Annotated in this window: 16 protein-coding genes and 1 pseudogene; 9 read left to right on the top strand and 8 right to left on the bottom strand. The window is 67.5% G+C overall.

Annotated elements, in window-relative coordinates:
- The first annotated feature begins 109 nt into the window (after nucleotides 1-109).
- From speB to FRZ61_RS22310, 3 genes are all read left to right on the top strand, one after another.
- The gene (gene speB, locus FRZ61_RS22320; RefSeq protein WP_151119810.1) at nucleotides 110-1,084 is read left to right on the top strand and encodes an agmatinase; all 975 of its coding nucleotides are present in this window, start codon (nucleotides 110-112) and stop codon (nucleotides 1,082-1,084) included.
- Nucleotides 1,085-1,097: 13 nt separating this feature from the next.
- The gene (locus tag FRZ61_RS22315; protein ID WP_151119809.1) at nucleotides 1,098-1,487 is read left to right on the top strand and encodes a thioesterase family protein; all 390 of its coding nucleotides are present in this window, start codon (nucleotides 1,098-1,100) and stop codon (nucleotides 1,485-1,487) included.
- A 110-nt stretch (nucleotides 1,488-1,597) separates the two neighbouring features.
- On the top strand, nucleotides 1,598-1,813 hold the full coding sequence (locus FRZ61_RS22310) for a hypothetical protein (protein ID WP_151119808.1): 216 nt from the start codon (nucleotides 1,598-1,600) through the stop codon (nucleotides 1,811-1,813).
- A gap of 224 nt (nucleotides 1,814-2,037) precedes the next feature.
- Here the strand turns inward: FRZ61_RS22310 and FRZ61_RS22305 are convergent, their stop codons facing one another.
- Nucleotides 2,038-2,532 (bottom strand): Lrp/AsnC family transcriptional regulator, encoded by a 495-nt coding sequence (locus FRZ61_RS22305; protein ID WP_151119807.1) that lies wholly within the window; start codon nucleotides 2,530-2,532, stop codon nucleotides 2,038-2,040.
- A gap of 70 nt (nucleotides 2,533-2,602) precedes the next feature.
- Here FRZ61_RS22305 and FRZ61_RS22300 point away from each other — a divergent pair, with 70 nt between their 5' ends.
- Nucleotides 2,603-3,508, top strand: a complete 906-nt coding sequence (locus FRZ61_RS22300; protein WP_151119806.1) for an EamA family transporter — start codon at nucleotides 2,603-2,605, stop codon at nucleotides 3,506-3,508.
- A 16-nt stretch (nucleotides 3,509-3,524) separates the two neighbouring features.
- On the opposite strand, the gene FRZ61_RS22295 is transcribed toward FRZ61_RS22300, so the two are convergent.
- From FRZ61_RS22295 to FRZ61_RS22285, 3 genes are all read right to left on the bottom strand, one after another.
- Nucleotides 3,525-4,040 (bottom strand): hypothetical protein, encoded by a 516-nt coding sequence (locus FRZ61_RS22295; RefSeq protein ID WP_151119805.1) that lies wholly within the window; start codon nucleotides 4,038-4,040, stop codon nucleotides 3,525-3,527.
- Between the two features lie 13 nt (nucleotides 4,041-4,053).
- The gene (locus tag FRZ61_RS22290; RefSeq protein ID WP_151119804.1) at nucleotides 4,054-4,806 is read right to left on the bottom strand and encodes a type 1 glutamine amidotransferase; all 753 of its coding nucleotides are present in this window, start codon (nucleotides 4,804-4,806) and stop codon (nucleotides 4,054-4,056) included.
- Nucleotides 4,807-4,939: 133 nt separating this feature from the next.
- On the bottom strand, nucleotides 4,940-5,173 hold the full coding sequence (locus FRZ61_RS22285) for a hypothetical protein (RefSeq protein WP_151119803.1): 234 nt from the start codon (nucleotides 5,171-5,173) through the stop codon (nucleotides 4,940-4,942).
- A 424-nt stretch (nucleotides 5,174-5,597) separates the two neighbouring features.
- Here FRZ61_RS22285 and FRZ61_RS22280 point away from each other — a divergent pair, with 424 nt between their 5' ends.
- Complete coding sequence (locus FRZ61_RS22280; protein ID WP_151119802.1) at nucleotides 5,598-7,316, top strand: putative bifunctional diguanylate cyclase/phosphodiesterase; 1,719 nt, start codon at nucleotides 5,598-5,600, stop codon at nucleotides 7,314-7,316.
- Between the two features lie 126 nt (nucleotides 7,317-7,442).
- Here FRZ61_RS22280 and phaR read toward each other — a convergent pair whose 3' ends face one another.
- Nucleotides 7,443-8,138 (bottom strand): polyhydroxyalkanoate synthesis repressor PhaR, encoded by a 696-nt coding sequence (gene phaR / locus FRZ61_RS22275; protein WP_151119801.1) that lies wholly within the window; start codon nucleotides 8,136-8,138, stop codon nucleotides 7,443-7,445.
- Between the two features lie 341 nt (nucleotides 8,139-8,479).
- Between phaR and FRZ61_RS22270 the strand changes: the two genes are divergently transcribed.
- The 3 genes from FRZ61_RS22270 (at nucleotide 8,480) to phbB (ending at nucleotide 12,025) form a co-directional block, all read left to right on the top strand.
- Nucleotides 8,480-9,748 carry an alpha/beta fold hydrolase gene (locus tag FRZ61_RS22270; protein WP_151119800.1) on the top strand — a complete coding sequence of 423 codons (1,269 nt, stop codon included), beginning with the start codon at nucleotides 8,480-8,482 and terminating at the stop codon, nucleotides 9,746-9,748.
- A gap of 242 nt (nucleotides 9,749-9,990) precedes the next feature.
- Nucleotides 9,991-11,166 (top strand): acetyl-CoA C-acetyltransferase, encoded by a 1,176-nt coding sequence (locus FRZ61_RS22265; RefSeq protein ID WP_151119799.1) that lies wholly within the window; start codon nucleotides 9,991-9,993, stop codon nucleotides 11,164-11,166.
- A gap of 136 nt (nucleotides 11,167-11,302) precedes the next feature.
- Entirely contained in the window at nucleotides 11,303-12,025 is a 723-nt protein-coding gene (phbB, locus tag FRZ61_RS22260) for an acetoacetyl-CoA reductase (protein WP_151119798.1), read from the top strand.
- Between the two features lie 229 nt (nucleotides 12,026-12,254).
- On the opposite strand, the pseudogene FRZ61_RS22255 reads toward phbB, so the two are convergent.
- The 3 genes and pseudogenes from FRZ61_RS22255 to FRZ61_RS22245 form a co-directional block, all read right to left on the bottom strand.
- Nucleotides 12,255-13,546 (bottom strand): annotated as a pseudogene (locus FRZ61_RS22255) (IS1182 family transposase).
- 149 nt (nucleotides 13,547-13,695) lie between these two features.
- Nucleotides 13,696-15,075 (bottom strand): aspartate aminotransferase family protein, encoded by a 1,380-nt coding sequence (locus FRZ61_RS22250; RefSeq protein ID WP_151119797.1) that lies wholly within the window; start codon nucleotides 15,073-15,075, stop codon nucleotides 13,696-13,698.
- Between the two features lie 349 nt (nucleotides 15,076-15,424).
- The gene (locus FRZ61_RS22245) at nucleotides 15,425-15,835 is read right to left on the bottom strand and encodes a carboxymuconolactone decarboxylase family protein (protein WP_151119796.1); all 411 of its coding nucleotides are present in this window, start codon (nucleotides 15,833-15,835) and stop codon (nucleotides 15,425-15,427) included.
- A 101-nt stretch (nucleotides 15,836-15,936) separates the two neighbouring features.
- Between FRZ61_RS22245 and FRZ61_RS22240 the strand changes: the two genes are divergently transcribed.
- Entirely contained in the window at nucleotides 15,937-16,623 is a 687-nt protein-coding gene (locus tag FRZ61_RS22240) for a cysteine hydrolase family protein (protein WP_151119795.1), read from the top strand.
- Nucleotides 16,624-16,641: the final 18 nt, after the last annotated feature.

Genomic DNA, 16,641 nt, shown 5'->3' with positions numbered 1-16,641 from the left:
ATGTCGGCGGCACGGCGCGCTTGGCGCTCATGAGGCGGCGTTCTACGGTGTGGGCCGCCCGTACCGCGCGGGCAGTTGCGACGCCGACAGACCGGGAGCGTGTGATCCGATGGCTCAGCATGGCTACCAGACGGGACGCCTCAACCTGCCCTTCGTCGGGCACTGCACCTTCGCCAAGCAGCCGATCTGTGTCGATCTCGAAAAGATCGACGCGGACGTGGCGGTGCTCGGCGTGCCATTCGACATGGGCACGCAGTATCGCGCCGGCGCGCGCTTCGGGCCTCGTGGCATTCGCGAGGCATCGACCCTGTTCTGCTTCGGCCATGCCGGCGCTTATGACCACGAGGACGACGTGGTCTACATGCCGACCGACAAGGTGCGGATCGTCGATGCTGGCGACGTGGACATGGTCCATACCGACACCACGGCCTGCCATCGCAACACCGAGGCGGCGGTGCGCCAGATCCTCGAGGCCGGCGCCATGCCGCTCTGCCTCGGCGGCGATCATGCGATCCACGCGCCCGTCATCGCCGCCTTCTCCGAGCAGAAGCCGGTCCATATCGTGCATTTCGACGCGCATCTCGATTTCGTCGACGAGCGGCATGGCGTGCGCTACGGCCACGGCAATCCGCTGCGCCGTGCCTCCGAGATGGCGCATGTGGAAGGCATGACCCAGCTCGGCATCCGCAACGTCTCCTCCTCGAACCGCGAGGACTACGAGGCGGCGCGGCGCGCGGGCTCCGCGATCCTCTCGGTGCGCGACGTGCGGCGGCTCGGCACCGCGGGCACGCTCGCCAAGATTCCGGCGGGCCAACGCTATTACGTCACCATCGACATCGACGGCTTCGATCCCTCGATAGCGCCGGGCACCGGCACGCCCAGCCATGGCGGCTTTCTCTATTACGAGGTGCTGGAGATTCTGCAGGGGCTGGCGCGCCAGGGCGACGTGGTGGGGATCGACCTGGTCGAGGTGGCGCCGCATTACGATCCGACCGGCATCACCTGCTTCCTTGCCGCGCAGATCCTGATGAACTTCCTGGGCTTCATCTTCCAGGCGCGCTACGAGCGCAAGGTTCCCGCGTGATGAAGGCCTTCCCATGAGGCCGGTCGCGATCGGCGCGCGCGGGCTCTATCGCATCGAGCCGACGCAAGCCCACACGGCCTCGGCGATCGGCAATGACGGCGTGCATGTCGTCTCGACGCCGGCGCTCATCGGCTTTCTCGAGGATGCGAGCCATCGCGCGATCCGCGATTGCTACGAGGCGGGCGAGGTCAGCGTCGGCACCAAGGTCGATATCGAGCATCTGGCCGCGGCACCCCTGGGCCAGGCGATCGAGGCCAGCGCGGAAGTGGTCGCGGTGCAGGGGCGGCGCGTGGATTTCAAGGTCGAGGCCCATCAGGGCGGGCGCCTGGTGATGCAGGGCCGCCACCAGCGCGCCGTGGTCGATCTGGCCCGGTTCCTCGCGGGCGAAACCAGGCCCCGCTAGTCCTTCCCCGGTTTAGTTGCGAATCATTCGCGACAACGCTTGACAGGCGGTTCTTCCTTCCTTAAATTCATCTGCGAATGGTTCTTAGTTGCATGAAATTCATAGCCACGATGGCTCAGGCACAGCGCGTCCGCATGATTGCGAAATCCGTGATTTTCCTGGTGCTTCTGGCACTGGCGGGGATCGGGATCGCGACCGGGTCGGAGCGCGGCAAGGAGGGAGTGGTGGCCCTCCGCGCGATCGTGGCCGTGGATCAGGACCAGCAGAGTTTCGGTGGCCGGGAAGACCGGGTTGGCACGCTAGACCTGAGGGGGATTCAGGGCTGACCCGGGCTTAGGCCACCGAAGGAATCCGTCGGTCGCGGGACCGGTTGGGCGAAACTTGGCTCTCCCCTTGTTTGCCCAGCAGTCGACCGGCGGTTCGGGCCCCGCGACGACAGGGCCTGCCGGTTTCCGCCCGCGTGACGACAGTTCGAGCGCCTCTCTCCTCGAATCTCCAGTCACGCGGGCGGGACCGAAAACCAGGTTCCTTCTCGCAGCCGCTTCCCGTCTCAGCGCTCGTCCGGCAAGGGCGGACCCCGCGACGGCACCGGGCTCGATTGCAGGATCGAGGTCGTGGTCTGGCCGAACACGAGGAAGCGGTCGAGCAGGCGATCGAGCCCGTCGAGCGATTCGAGATGAAGCTTGACCAGGAAACAATCCTCGCCGGTGATCCGATGGCATTCGGTCACTTGCGGCAGCGATTGCGCGAGCTTCGCGATCCTGGGTAGCTGGCCGGGCATCGGCCGGACGCGGACGAGCGCCGTGACCGGCAGCCCCAGGGCCGCGGGATCGAGCTCGAGGCGATAGCCCTGGATGATGCCGGCCTCCTCGAGGCGCTGGACGCGTTCCTTCACCGCCGGCGCTGACATCTTCACCTTGCGCGCGAGCGCCGAGATGGCGATGCGCGGATCCGCGCGCAGATGGCGGATCAGCTCGAGATTGCGCGGGTCCTGGAGCTCTTTCGGCAATTGAAGGCCGGGGGACCGTTTCGCCTTCGATTTCATCGAAATCTCCGATTTTCGCCTTCGAGCCGGCATGGTTTCGCCGACAGGCGGCCGCGATCATAGGCTCGTCATGGAGCCGCTGCCATCCCCGCCCCGGATCGCCGTCGCCGGCCTCGCGAGCCTCGTCACCGATCGCGTGCCGCCGCTCGGCTATTTCATGGTCAGCGCGGTGTTCCATTATCTGGGGCCGTCCTTCGCGGTGCTGCTGTTCGCGAAGCTCGATCCCTTGGGCGTCGCCTGGCTGCGCATCGCGACGGCGGCCCTGGTCTTCGGCCTGTCGCGCCGGGCCTGGCTGTTCTGGCGCCGCGCCGACGCGCGGCAGATCCGACTCGTGGTGGCGCTGGGCCTGGTGCTGGCGGCGATGAACGCCGTCTTCTACCTGGCCATCGCGCGCCTGCCGCTCGGCACGGTCGGTGCCATCGAGTTCATCGGCCCCATCCTGCTGGCCGCGATCGGCCTGCGCAGCCGCCGCAACCTGCTGGCGCTGGCGCTCGCCCTGTCGGGCGTCGCCCTCCTTACCCATGTCCGGCTCGCCGGCGAACCCTGGGGCTATCTCTTCGCCTTCGGAAACGCGGCGCTGTTCCTGCTCTATATCCTGCTGGGCCATCGCATCGCGGCCGCGGGCGGTGCCGCCGGCATCGAGCGGCTCGCGGCCGCCATGATGGTGGCGCTCCTCGCCATCACGCCGGTCGGCCTCGGTGCCGCCTGGCCCGCCTTCAGCGATCCGCTGCTGCTCCTGGCCGGGGCCGGGGTCGGCATCGCCTCGTCGGTGGTGCCCTATATCTGCGACCAGCTCGCCATGGCGCGGCTCGCCCGCGCGCATTTCTCGCTGCTGCTGTCGCTCCTGCCGGCGATGGCGGTCCTCATCGGCGTGGTGGTGCTGCGCCAGCTGCCGAGCGCCGCCGAGATGCAGGGAATTGCCTTGGTCATCGCCGGCGTGGCGCTTCACCGCGAAGCCGGTCAAGCCCGAGCGTAACGAGGCCCCGCGCGGCTTAGTGGGGATTTTGCTTGTACTGATGGAGCTTGAAGAGCGCCGCGGCGAGGAGGCCCGGATCGATGAACAGCGATGCCGGCCCGATCTTCTCCGGCAGACCGCCGGCCAGAAGCTTGACATGGTAGCGGATGGCGTTTCCGGCGAGCTCGGGTTCGCTCAGCTCGAGGATCGCGATGCCGGCCTGCCCGCCATCGTGGGTGACGAGGCTGGCATTGGGCGGATTGTCGGCAAAGCTCTCCTTCGCGGCGGCACCCCAGGACTTCACGAACTCGTCGTAGGGTATTTCGCCGACATCGCGGTTGGGCCGCTCGCCGAAAAAGACCGTCGTCTTGCCGATCCCCTCGAGCGTCAGGATGCCGTCCCTGAAGCTCCCCGAGGTCGCCGTCTGCACGAAGTCGAATTCCTCGGGGGCCTCGGCCCTGGCGGCCTCGGCCGTGAAGAAGGCGACTCCTGCCAGCCACCCGGCGGCGGCGATGGCCGCAAACGTCTTTTTCCCGACCGTCGCCGCCCCCATTGGAAGGATCGCGCTATTGCGCGGCCCGGCCGGCGCCGCGCGCGGCCTTGTGGCTGCGCGCCACGGCCATGAAGTTGTCGTAGAGGCGCCGCGCCGCCAGCGTCATCGCGGGCAGCTCGCGCTTGGCCTCCGCCTCCATCTTCGGCAGCGCATCGGCTCCCAGCCGGTCGGCCAGCGCCTTCGCATATTCGGGTACGCAGCCCCATTGCGGCACGGTCTCGGCCGTGATCTCGACATGATACTGGATGCCCCAGGCCTGATCGCCGACCCGCATGGCCTCGACCGCGCAGTCCGGCGAGCGCGCCAGCACCGTGGCGTTGGCGGGAAGCTTCGTCACCTCGACCGAATGCCATTGCAGCGCCTTGGCCTTGGCGGGCAGCCCGCGGAAGAGCGCGTCGCGATGGGCTTCCTTCGTGGTCTCGATGCCGAGCACGCCGATCTCGGGCTTGGCCATGAGCTTGCACGCGCCGTCGAGCGCGTCGGCCAGGAGCTGGTGGCCGAGGCACATTCCCAGATAAGGCAGGCGCCGCCCCAGCACGGCCTGGCGGATCGCGGCTTTCTCGGGGACCAGCCAGGGATGCTGGTCGGTCTGCCACACATCCATCGGCCCGCCCATCACCCAAAGCGCGTCATAGCGATCGAGCGGCGGAATCGGCTGGCCCTCGTCGAGCTCGACCGCATCCCAGGCGATGCCGTCGCTCTTCAGGAAGTCGCGGAAGATGCCGGGATGCTCGCAGGCGATATGCTGGAACACGAGGATGCGCATGATGCTCTCGGGATGGCGGGTTCGCTGGGGGCAGGCCGTCGCCAGCATAGAGCCGCTGCCGGTGCGCCGTCGATGGCGCCGGCGCGGCTTACCATCGGCCGACCTTGCCTTCGCCGTTGTTTTGGAGCCGGGCTCAGGCCTTGACGCGGAAGAGGATCGGCTCGCTGCGCAGGATGGGATCGCGGCTTTCCGCGAGCTCGTAGCGCTGCGCGATCTGGGTTGCCTTGGCGGCCGCCACGGGAGCCTGGGCGCGCAAGCGGCCGGCGCCGGCCTGGGCCAGGGTCTGGGCCAGGAACGCGATGCTGCCGCCGGACGGCTGGCTCCGGACGCCCGGCGTCTCGGCCGTCTTGCCGGTCTCGAACGCCAATCCGGCCGCAGCCGTGTCCGCCGGCTGTTCCGCGCGCGAAATTCGAGGCTGCCAGCGGTCCTGTCGGGCAATGGATGACGATATCGGGGGCGTCACGATATCGAGCGGCATTCGTTTGTCCTCCGGGGCCGTAGGCCGGCCTCTGCACCCAATTATTGGGGTAAACGCCCGGACGACAAGCCGAGATCGCTAACAAACGTGGTTAAAATCCTATTAGCCATTTTACTTCGAATTTGTCTCAAATGCGCGGAATTCCGCGGCATTTAGCGCAAGGGCAAGAGGTCGTCCGGCAACCATCTGGTTTCATAGATTCTTAAAACCGTGGCCTCTATGGTCCGGTGAGCCGGCGAGGGGACCAGGTTAGGGCACCTGGATTTCTCCGGTTGCCGTCGGCGGAAAGCCTTCAGGTAGGAGGTCGTTGCCCATGACTGCGCGGTCCAGGCCGTTGGTTATGCCCGATCCCAAGGACTGGGTTCGGGATGCCATCGAGGCCTCCGGCGATCTAGTTTACGACTGGGATCTGACGGCTGACCGGATCGAATGGGTCGGGTCGGCCAGCGGATTCTTCGGCACGGGCGACGAGCTGGTGCCGGATTCCGGCCGTCTGCTCGCAGGCCACATCCATCCCGAAGATCTGCCGCAGCGCCTCAAGGCGCTGACCGAGCATTTCAACCAGAACGCCCCTTACGATTGCGAATACCGCCTGCGCCGCCCCGGCGGCGAGGAATGCTGGGTCCATGACCGCGGCGCCGTGAAGCTCGGGCCCGGCGGCGACCCGGAGCGCCTGATCGGCACGCTCCGCATGATCAATGCGCGCAAGCAGAACGAAGCCCGGCTCGAGCGGCTCGCGAGCTTCGACGACCTCACCGGCCATTTCAACAAGCTGCGCCTGCGCGACGCGATCGACAGCTGCCTGCGCGACAGCCACGAGGCCAACGTCACCAGCGCCTTCCTGGTGATCGGCGTCGACAACCTGAGCAAGGTCAACAACGCCTTTGGCTATCAGGCCGGCGACCAGGTGCTGATCGCGATCGGCCAGCATCTCGATCACATCCTGCGTTCCTCCGACACGGTGGGGCGCATCGGCGCCGATCGCTTCGGGGTGCTGCTGCCGCGCTGCTCCGAGATCCAGATGGGCCGCGCCGCGGAGCGCATCCTCCAGGCCGTGCGCGAGATGTCGATCCCGGTGGATCCGGCCCGGGTCCATGTCACGGTCTCGATCGGCGGCATCGTGTTCCCCAGCCCCGAGCACAGCACGGCCGAGGACATCGTCACCCGCGCCGAGACCGCGCTGCGTCAGGCCAAGCGCGACGGACGCGACCGTTTCGCGCTCTACAAGGCCTCGCAGCAGCAGAACCTGCTGCATCGCCGCAGCCAGACCATCGTCACCGAGGTCGAGCGCGCGATCGCCGAGAACCGGCTCTGCTTCGCCTTCCAGCCCGTGGTCGATGCCGTCTCGCATCAGCCGGCCTTCTACGAGTGCCTGATCCGTCTCAAGAGCGCGTCGGGCGAGCTGGTGCCGGCGGCGGCTTTCGTGCCGGTGGTCGAGCAGCTGGGCCTGGTGCGCCAGATGGATCGCCATACGCTCGAGCTGGCGGTGGCGGAGCTCGCCGCCCATCCGAAGATCGAGCTGGCGGTCAATCTCTCGGGTCTCACCACCGCCGATCCCACCTGGTTCCGCGCGCTCAAGACCCTGCTGCGGGATCGTCCCGAGATGGGCCGTCGTCTCATCTTCGAGATCACCGAGACGACGGCGCTCCAGGATGTCGAGGAGACGGCCCGCTTCATCCACCAGCTCAAGGATCTGGGCTGCCGCGTGGCGCTCGACGATTTCGGCGCCGGCTATACCAGCTTCCGTCACCTGCAGGCGCTCAATTTCGACATCGTCAAGATCGACGGCAGCTTCATCCGCAGCCTGCGCGACAATCCCGAGCATCAGCTCTTCGTGCGCAACCTGCTCGGCATGGCCGACGCCTTCGGCCTCAAGACGGTCGCCGAATGCGTCGAGACGGGCGAGGATGCGGGCTTCCTCGCGGGCGAAGGGGTCCATTATCTGCAGGGTTACTACTTCGGCCGCCCCTCGCTCGAGCGGCCCTGGGCCCAAGCGGGCAACGTGACGGTGTTGAAGACCGGCGCGGCGTGAACTGAATGTTCTATCCCCTCCCCCGTTTCGCGGGGGAGGGTGAGGGAGGGGGCTGCTCGGTCAGTGCAGCCCTCTCCCTGATCCTCTCCCTGAAGGGAGAGGGGACAAGAAAGAAAGCCAGCCGGCTCAGCTCTTCTCGGGTTCCTTCGGCGGCTTCGCGTCCGACGGTTTCTCGTCGCGCGGCTTGCCGACCAGCGTCGAGATCTCGCGCTGGATCGCCTCGAGCCGCGAGCGCAGCTCCTCGATCTGGTCCTCGCCCTGCGGCGCGGCGTTGGCGGAAGAGGGACCCCGCGGCGGCGGCTCGTTGGGCCGCGGCGCATTGCCCGGCCCCGCCTGCGGCATGCCGGCCTGGAACGGGTTGAACATCCGCATGGCGCGCTCAAAGAAGGCGAGGTTCTGCTTGCTCATCTCCTCGAAGCGGCCGAAGGGGAACATGCCGCCGAGATTCTCCTGCATGTAGCGGCGCATCTGCTCCTGGTTGCGCGCGAAGGCTTCCATCGACTGCTCGAGATAGCGCGGCACCATGAATTGCAGGTTGTCGCCGTAGAAGCTGATGAGCTGGCGCAGGAAGTTGAGCGGCAGCAGGTTCTGCCCGCCCTTCGATTCCTCCTCGACGATGATCTGCGTCAGGACCGATCGCGTGATGTCCTCGCCGCTCTTGGCGTCGTAGACCACGAACTCGACGCCGTCCTTCACCATCTGGCAGAGATGGTCGAGCGTCACATAGCTGCTGGTGGCGGTGTTGTAGAGGCGCCGGTTTGCATATTTCTTGATGGTGATCGGCGCTTTCGCCCCCGATTTGTCTTCGGCCTTCTCCTCCATGCGCCTCACCTCTGCCGCGATCCGTTGCGTCGCAGCATAGCAGGATTCAGGCCGGGTTGTGCAACGCGGGGATTTCGCCCCCGCGGCGCAGCAAGTGGAAACGGGCCAAGGGCTTGGCTATAGTCGGCCGACCGAACCCAGGGCCCAAGGCAGCATGGCCGAGCCACCCGACCTCGCCCAACTGGCCAAGCGCTATCTCGATCTGTGGGAGACGCAGCTCGCGGCGTTTGGCAGCGACCCGGCGCTGCTCGACCAGATGGCCCGCACCGTCGCCGCGATGGGCGCGACGCTGGTGGCGGCCAGTGCTGCCGCCGGCAACGCGCAGAGCGAGGATCCGGGACATGGCCGAAGCCGCAGCCGCCAGCAAGACGCCGCCGCCACGGCTCGGGCCCCGGCCGCTGCCGCAGCATCTGCTGACGGCGATGCTCGGCTGGACCAGCTCGCTCGCCAGCTGGCGGAGCTGGAGCGCCGCCTCGCCGGAATCGAGGCCGCCCTTGCCGGAAAGCCTAAGGCCGCTCGGCCCCGAGCTCGCAAGCCTCGATCCTGAGGATTTCGCCGCGGCGCTGCAGCGCGAGGCCATGGTCCGGCTCGACCGGCTGGCGGCGGGCATCGTCGCCTACCGGGCCTTTCCGCTGACCCGCGAGATCGCGGAGCCGCCCGTCGCCTGGCGCCAGGGGACGACGCGGTTGCTCGATTTCAGCGGGCTGAACAGGGAGCGCCGCCGGACCGCGGCGCCCCGGCCGGCGATCTTGGTGGTGCCGTCGCTGATCAATCGCGCCTATGTGCTCGATCTCGACGAGGAACGCAGCCTGATGCGCTTTCTCGCGGGCGAAGGTTTCGCCGCCTATCTGCTCGATTGGGGCGCGCCCGGCGCCCTCGAGCGCGGCTTCACGCTCAGCGACTATATCGCGGGTCGCATCGGCGACGCGCTCGATGCAGTCCGCCGTCGCGAGCCCGATCGTCCCACCGTGCTGCTTGGCTATTGCATGGGCGGCTTGCTGGCCCTGGCGGCGGCGCAGGCCCGCCAGCGCGATCTCGCGGGGCTCGTGCTGATGGCGACGCCCTGGGACTTCCATGCCGAGCATCCCGAGCAGGCGCGCCTCATCGGCGCCATCGGCGCCAGCCTGGAGCCGATGCTGGCCCGGCTCGGCGAGATGCCGGTCGACGCGCTGCAATCGCTCTTCGCCGGCGTCGATCCGTTCCAGGTCCTGCGCAAGTTTCTCGCCTTCGCCGGGCTCGATCCGGCAAGCGACAAGGCGCGGCTGTTCGTGGCGCTCGAGGACTGGCTCAATGACGGCGTGCCGCTCGCGGCACCCGTCGCGCGCGAATGTCTCCAGGGCTGGTATGGCGAGAACGAGCCCGCGCGGCGCCGATGGCGGGTCGCGGGCGCGGCGATCGATCCGGACCGGGTCACGCTGCCGACACTGGTGGTGGTGCCTGATCAGGATCGGATCGTACCGCCGGCCTCGGCGCTGGCGCTGGCCAAGGCCCTGCCGCAGGCCAGGCGGTTGATGCCCGCCGCCGGCCATATCGGCATGGTGGTGGGCGGCAGCGCCAAGCCCAAGCTATGGCATCCCTTGGCGGACTGGATGGCGAGCCTGCGCGGATGAGCGGATTGTTATCCGCCGCCGGTTTTTTGCAGATACGTGTCAAACGCGGGTGCAGCATGGATCGCCTGCGGCATAAGGGCCGGGGCAGCGACAGGGGCCTCGGCTTGCGGCCCCCGGCCCCTGCCGGTTAAGGTCGCAGCGACGAGGCATCCGGAACCGGCCGCTCGGCCTCTGGGATTGCCTTTCCCCCTTTCATCGCGGGTGTCCGTCATCCCGCGAGAACAGCAAGGAGCCCCCATCCCATGTCCGAGATCGTCATCGTCAGCGCCGCGCGCACGCCCGTCGGATCCTTCAACGGCTCGCTCTCCAGCCTGCCCGCGCACAAGCTGGGCGAGGTCGCGATCAAGGCGGCGCTCTCCCGCGCCAAGGTCGAGCCCGGCGAGGTGGACGAGGTGGTGCTGGGCCAGATCCTCGCCGCCGGCGAGGGACAGAATCCCGCGCGCCAGGCCGCGGTCGGCGCCGGCATCCCCTATGACAAGACCGCCTATGGCATCAACCAGCTTTGCGGCTCGGGCCTGCGCGCGGTGGCGCTGGGCTTCCAGGCGATCCGCGGCGGCGACAACAAGATCGTGGTGGCGGGCGGCCAGGAGAGCATGAGCCAGGCGCCGCACTGCATGCATCTGCGCGGCGGCGTTAAGATGGGCAATGCCGAGATGGTCGACACCATGATCAAGGACGGGCTGTGGGACGCCTTCAACGGCTACCACATGGGCAACACCGCCGAGAACGTCGCGCAGAAATGGCAGATCACGCGCGCCCAGCAGGACGAGTTCGCCGCGGGCTCGCAACAGAAGGCGGTGGCGGCCCAGGAGTCCGGCAAGTTCAAGGACGAGATCGTGCCGGTCACGATCAAGGACCGCAAGGGCGACATCACCGTCGACAAGGACGAGTATCCGCGCGCCGGTACCACGGTCGAGACGCTGGCCAAGCTCCGGCCCGCCTTCCTCAAGGAGAACGGCACGGTCACGGCCGGCAATGCCTCGGGCATCAATGACGGTGCCGCCGCGGTCGTGCTGATGACGGCCGAGGAGGCCAAGCGCCGCGGCCTGATGCCGCTCGCGCGCATCGCCTCCTGGGCCACGGCCGGCGTCGATCCCGCGATCATGGGCTCGGGCCCCATTCCGGCGAGCCGCGCCGCGCTCGCCAAGGCCAACTGGAAGATCGGCGATCTCGATCTGGTCGAGGCCAACGAGGCCTTCGCCGCGCAGGCCTGCGCGGTCAATAAGGAGCTCGGCTGGGATCCGGCCAAGGTCAATGTCAATGGCGGCGCCATCGCGCTGGGCCATCCGATCGGCGCCTCGGGCGCGCGCGTGCTGGTGACGCTGCTGCACGAGATGCAGAAGCGCAACGCCAGGAAGGGCCTCGCCACGCTCTGCATCGGCGGCGGCATGGGCATCGCCATGTGCGTGGAACGCTGAGGATCGATCGAATCTCGTGCATGGTGGCAGGCGGCGCTGACGTTTCGGGCGCGCGGGCGGCGCCGCAAGGCCATCATCGGGTCAGGCATGTCGAGAGCCTGGAGAACGGGCCGACAGGGACAGGGAGCAGGAGATCATGAGCAGGCTGGCGCTCGTCACCGGCGGAACGCGTGGCATCGGCCGCGCCATTTCCGTGGCGCTGCGAAAGGCGCATTACCGCGTCGTCGCCAACTATTCGGGCAATGATGCCGCGGCCAAGGAGTTCACCGCCGAGACCGGCGTGCCGGCGGTCAAGTTCGATGTCGGCGATTTCGCCGCCTGCGAGGCGGCGATCCAGAAGATCACGGCCGAGCACGGCCCGATCGAGATCCTGATCAACAATGCCGGCATCACGCGCGACACCACGCTGCACAAGATGACGCCGCAGCAGTGGGACGAGGTGATCCGCACCAACATCACGAGCTGCTTCAATCTCTCGCGCCTGGTGATCGAATCCATGCGCGGGAGGAGCTTCGGGCGCATCGTCAATATCGGCTCGATCAATGGCCAGTCGGGCCAGTTCGGCCAGTCGAACTACGCGGCGGCCAAGGCCGCGATGCACGGCTTCACCAAGGCGCTGGCGCTCGAGGCCGCGGCCAAGGGCATCACCGTCAACACCATCTGCCCCGGCTACATCAACACCGACATGGTGCGCGCGGTGCCTGAGCCCGTGCTGCAGAAGATCGTCGCCAAGATCCCCGTGGGCCGCCTGGGCGAGCCCGAGGAGATCGCGCGCTGCGTCCTCTTCCTCGCCGCCGACGAGGCCGGCTTCATCACCGGCTCGCAGCTCACCGTCAATGGCGGGCAATACATGCTGTGAGCGCGGGTTCCCGCCGTCTCCGGCTCCCTCGCGCTCTACGGCTCCTGTCGCCATCCCCGCGAAAGCGGGGATCCATCCTGATTCAGGTCGTCAAGATTTGACGTGGATCCCCGCTTTCGAGAGTGTGAGGGAATCGCCGCGGGCGAGGAGGAGCTCCGCGTGGCGTGGTTTAAAGCGTGGGCTCAGCCGGATAGGCGGTGATCCGCCGGTCTGCTCGAACGGTCCTCTTTCACGGTGTAGCGGTGCGCAAGCGGTGAGCGCACCAGAGGTTATGGGCGAGCACCTGTAGCAGCACGATGCAGGTAACCTTGGCCATTGACCGCACCCGTATCACGTCCAGGCCCCGGCCTTTGAGAATGGCGTTCACCGTCTCGATCCGGGAGCGACGGCGATAGATCATCTGGCCGCTGTCGCTGGCCATGCGTTCGCGCCAGGCTTTGATCGCCTCGGGCTCCTGCCGGCGCCGCCAAGCGCGCTTGCGCTGGCTTTCGGGCGTGGCATCCGGCTTGTCGGGCGGGACGGGCGTATAGACCTCGATCTGCTGGGCGGCCAACGCCACGATGTCCTGGCGGGTGGCGTAACCGGTATCGACCAGCAGGCGCGGCGCCAGCCGGCCAAGACGGCCTTTGATCTGGGCAGCAGCAGCCCTGCCAGACCCCTGTCGTTGCGCCGGTCCGTCGGCTGGGCGGCGAGAATGAGGCCCGAAGCCGGCGCCACGGCGAGCTGGATGTTGTAGGCCAGCCGCATCGCCCCATCGGCAAAGCGCATCAGCCGTGCCTCGGGGTCGGTCAGGCTGACCCGCAGCTTCCCCTTCTTGGCTTCCTCCTTCTTGTGGCGCTTGGCCCGGGCTTCCTTCTCGGCCCGCAGCTTCTCCGCCGTGCGACGCGCCCTCTCGGCCCGATCGGCAATCTCCTCGGCCGCCCGGCGTTGCGCTGCCTGACGCCGCCTCTCACTCGCCCCAGGCTCGCTCTCCCCTTCCGCCTTCAGCCGAGCCACCCGACGACGCGCCACCTCCTCCAACGCCACCAATGTCTCTTCACTGCGTAACGAGCCTTTCCCGGCGCTGGCCCTCACTTTCGTCCCGTCGATGGCGATCTCAGCCGCATCCATCAGACCTTCCGCCATCAGCGCCGTCAGGCTTTCGCTCAGAAGCTGATCCAGCAGGTCAGCGTGAGCAAAGCGGAAGTCGCTCAGACCGTGATAGTTCAGCGCCACCCCGCCGCACAGCCAGCGATAGGCGATGTCCCGTTCGCACAGCCGGTCCAACTGGCGCGCCGAACCAACCCCTTCCAGGCTCGCATACAGCCATAACCCCAGCAGGAGCTTCGGATCGGCCGGCGGACGACCCGCCGTTCCTTCCCGTGACCCGATCCGCGCGTAAAACGCCGAAAGATCAAGCCCGCTCACATAGGCCCAAACCACCCGGACCCGATGCTCGGCTGGCAACAGGCTCTCAAGGTCGATCAAATCCCAGCGTAGCTGGCTGCGATCCGCCTCTCGGTAGCGTGCTTCCCCGCCCATCCTCATCCTCCGTCCTTACGACAGAGAATCACGCCGTCACCTCAATCGCAATTCCTTCACAGGCTCTTTCGCGGGGATGACGTTGGAGCGCAGCTCCGCTGCCTTGCGCTGCGATGCGAGAGGATGTGGAAGGAAGGCGTGGCGGCGGCCTACTTCTTCAGCAGCTCCGCCGCCGTCTCGTCGAGCGCGCGGCCGGCCAGCGTCACCAGCTCGTCGATCTGCGCCTTGGTGATGGTGAGCGGCGGCGACAGCACCATGGTCTCGAAGCTCGCGCGCATGATGAGGCCGTTGGCGAGGCAGCGCTCGCGGCAGACGGTGCCGGCATGCCCCAGCGGCTCGAAGCGTTTCCGCGTCTTCTTGTCGGCGACGAGCTCGATCCCGCCCAGGAGCCCCAGCGTGCGCACCTCGCCCACGATCGGGTTCTTCTCCAAGGTCTTGAGGCGCTGCGCGAAATAAGGCCCGGTCTCCTTCGCGACCTTCTGCACCAGATGCTCGCGCTCCATGATCTCGATGTTCTTGAGCGCGACCGCGGCCGCCACGGGATGGCCCGAGTAGGTGAAGCCGTGGAGCCAGTAGCCGGCATCGATCAGGGGCTTGGCGATGCGGTCGGTCACGGCCACGGCCGAAATCGGCTGATAGCCCGACGACAGGCCCTTGGCCATGGAGACGATGTCGGGCTTGAAGCCCAGGGTCTCGAAGCCGAACCAGGCGCCGGTGCGCCCGAAGCCGCAGATCACCTCGTCGGCGATCAGGAGCACGTCATGTTTGCGGCAGATCCGCTCGACCTCGGGCCAGTAGCTCTTGGGCGGCACGATCACGCCGCCCGCGCCTTGCACCGGCTCGCCGATCACGGCCGCGACATTGTCCGCGCCCAGCTCGAGGATCTTGGCCTCGATCGCCTTGGCGCAGGCGATGCCGAAGGATTCCGGGTCCTTGTCGCCGCCCTCGGCATACCAGTAGGGCGCCTCGACATGATGGAAGCCCGGCAGCGGCAGGTCGGCCTGCTCATGCATCGTGCCCCAGTTGCCGAGGCTGGCCGCGGCCATGGTCGAGCCGTGATAGGCGTGGCGGCGCGCGATGAAGGCCTTCTTCTTGGGCTTGCCCTCGAGGTTCCAGAAATGACGCACCAGGCGCACCACCGTGTCGTTCGCCTCGGAGCCCGAATTGGCGAACAGCACATGGTTGAGCCCGTGCCCCAGGAGCTCGGTCAGCTTGGCGGCAAGCTCGACCGTGGGCGGCGTGGTGCCGCCGAAGAAGCTCGAATAGTAGGGAAGCTCGCGCATCTGCCGCGCGGCCGCCTCGACCAGCTCCTCGCGGCCATAGCCGACATTGACGCACCAGAGCCCCGCCATGCCGTCGAGATAGCGCTTGTTGTCGGTGTCGTAGATGTAGATGCCGTCGGCATGGGCGAAAAGCTTTCCGCCGCCCTCGGCCACCACCTGGGTGGCGTTGGAGAAGGGATGGATATGGTGCGCCGCATCGAGGCGGCGCAGCCGGGGGGCATCGTAATTGGCGCGAATGGCGGTCATGGGAGCTCCTCGAGGCAGGACCCCGCGACAGGTCCGCCGCCATCGCCCAGGCGGCGATATGAGCGGCGACAGGTTGCGAGCGAAAAACCGCGGACGCCGGTCTGGGGCGGCCGGATCAGGGACAGGGCCGATTATGCGAGAACGAACGATGGAGGGGAAGGGGGCGGAGTCGTCGCAATATTCCTTCCCTTCGTTCCTTCATTGTCGCCGCCCTGCGCACCCCCATCGTCATCCCCGCGAAAGCGGGGATCCACCTCCAAGCTCGGCGCGCTGGATCAGGATGGATCCCCGCTTTCGCGGGGATGACGACCGTGCGGAGGCGATGGCCAGGCGTCGAGACGACAGTGACTCACCCGCCCCGGGCCGCCTTCTGCAGCTTCTCGTCGACCTCGACGCGCCAGCCGTTGACGAGGCGGTTGGTCTCGTTGGCCATGCCGACCACGGCCATCAGCTCGGCCAGCATCGCGTCGGTGGCGCCGGCCTTGCGGGCGCCCGCCATGTGGCTGACGATGCAGTATTCGCAATTGTTGGTGACGCTGACGGCGAGATAGATCAGCTCCTTGGTGCGGGCGTCGAGCGCGCCCGGCGTCATCACCTCCTTCACGCTCTCCCAGGTGCGCTTCAGGGTCTTGGGATCGTTGGCGATGGCCTTCCAGAAATTGTTGATCCAGTCGACATTGCGCGTCTTCATGATGTCGTCATAGACCGCGCGCACCTCGGGTCCGGCGTCCGCGTATTCGATCAGCTTCACCAGCGCCATGATCGTCGCTCCATCCCATGATTGTCAGGCTGGGGCGGATGCTGGCACGATCCCGGCACGGCGGCCAGGGGTTTGGGCCGACAGGAAAGCGGGGAGAGGACATGACGGCGATCAAGGCGCGGCCCTTCGACTATCCCTATGACGGCAGGCTCGATCCGGCGCGCACGGCGCTGCTGGTCATCGATCTCCAGGTCGATTTCCTCTCGGAAGAGGGCTATTTCGCGCGGCAGGGCTACGACGCCTCGGCCCTGCGCGCGATCATCCCGGCGGTGCGCGCGCTGATCGCAGCGGCGCGGCAGGCCGGCTGCCCCGTGATCTATACGCGCCAGGGCTATCGCAGCGATCTCGCCGACCGGACGGCCTACGAGCAGTGGCGCCACAAGCGCGCCAACCTGCCGGTGGGCGAGCCCGGCCCCTGCGGCCGTCTCCTGGTGCGCGGCGAGCCCGGCTTCCAGATCATCCCCGAGCTCGAGCCGGCACCTCAGGACATCATCGTCGACAAGACCGCCAACGGCGCCTTCTATGCGACCGACCTCGACCATGTGCTGCGCGCGCGCGGCATCACCCATCTGCTCTTCACAGGCTGCACCACCGATGTCTGCGTGCACACCACGCTGCGCGAGGCCAACGACCGCAACTATCAATGCCTGCTGGTGGAGGATGGTTGCGCCAGCGGCGACGCCTATGCCCATGAGGCCGCCGTCTACATGACCACGATCGAGGGTGGCCTCTTCGGCGTCGTCGCCAAGACCCAGGACGTGATCGCAGGGTTCGCCTCGCTGCGTTAGCGCACGCCTGTCAGCGCC

This window comes from Hypericibacter adhaerens, assembly GCF_008728835.1.
Taxonomy (GTDB): Bacteria; Pseudomonadota; Alphaproteobacteria; order Dongiales; family Dongiaceae; genus Hypericibacter; species Hypericibacter adhaerens.
This window is presented reverse-complemented; position numbering and strand designations above follow the sequence as displayed.

Bases quoted from the DNA above. Each gene is read 5' to 3' on its own strand.
- speB (WP_151119810.1), top strand. From the start codon at position 110: ATGGCTCAGCATGGCTACCAGACGGGACGCCTCAACCTGCCCTTCGTC.
- FRZ61_RS22315 (WP_151119809.1), top strand. From the start codon at position 1,098: ATGAGGCCGGTCGCGATCGGCGCGCGCGGGCTCTATCGCATCGAGCCG.
- FRZ61_RS22310 (WP_151119808.1), top strand. From the start codon at position 1,598: ATGGCTCAGGCACAGCGCGTCCGCATGATTGCGAAATCCGTGATTTTC.
- FRZ61_RS22305 (WP_151119807.1), bottom strand. From the start codon at position 2,532: ATGAAATCGAAGGCGAAACGGTCCCCCGGCCTTCAATTGCCGAAAGAG.
- FRZ61_RS22300 (WP_151119806.1), top strand. From the start codon at position 2,603: ATGGAGCCGCTGCCATCCCCGCCCCGGATCGCCGTCGCCGGCCTCGCG.
- FRZ61_RS22295 (WP_151119805.1), bottom strand. From the start codon at position 4,040: ATGGGGGCGGCGACGGTCGGGAAAAAGACGTTTGCGGCCATCGCCGCC.
- FRZ61_RS22290 (WP_151119804.1), bottom strand. From the start codon at position 4,806: ATGCGCATCCTCGTGTTCCAGCATATCGCCTGCGAGCATCCCGGCATC.
- FRZ61_RS22280 (WP_151119802.1), top strand. From the start codon at position 5,598: ATGACTGCGCGGTCCAGGCCGTTGGTTATGCCCGATCCCAAGGACTGG.
- phaR (WP_151119801.1), bottom strand. From the start codon at position 8,138: ATGGAGGAGAAGGCCGAAGACAAATCGGGGGCGAAAGCGCCGATCACC.
- FRZ61_RS22270 (WP_151119800.1), top strand. From the start codon at position 8,480: ATGGCCGAAGCCGCAGCCGCCAGCAAGACGCCGCCGCCACGGCTCGGG.
- FRZ61_RS22265 (WP_151119799.1), top strand. From the start codon at position 9,991: ATGTCCGAGATCGTCATCGTCAGCGCCGCGCGCACGCCCGTCGGATCC.
- phbB (WP_151119798.1), top strand. From the start codon at position 11,303: ATGAGCAGGCTGGCGCTCGTCACCGGCGGAACGCGTGGCATCGGCCGC.
- FRZ61_RS22250 (WP_151119797.1), bottom strand. From the start codon at position 15,075: ATGACCGCCATTCGCGCCAATTACGATGCCCCCCGGCTGCGCCGCCTC.
- FRZ61_RS22245 (WP_151119796.1), bottom strand. From the start codon at position 15,835: ATGGCGCTGGTGAAGCTGATCGAATACGCGGACGCCGGACCCGAGGTG.
- FRZ61_RS22240 (WP_151119795.1), top strand. From the start codon at position 15,937: ATGACGGCGATCAAGGCGCGGCCCTTCGACTATCCCTATGACGGCAGG.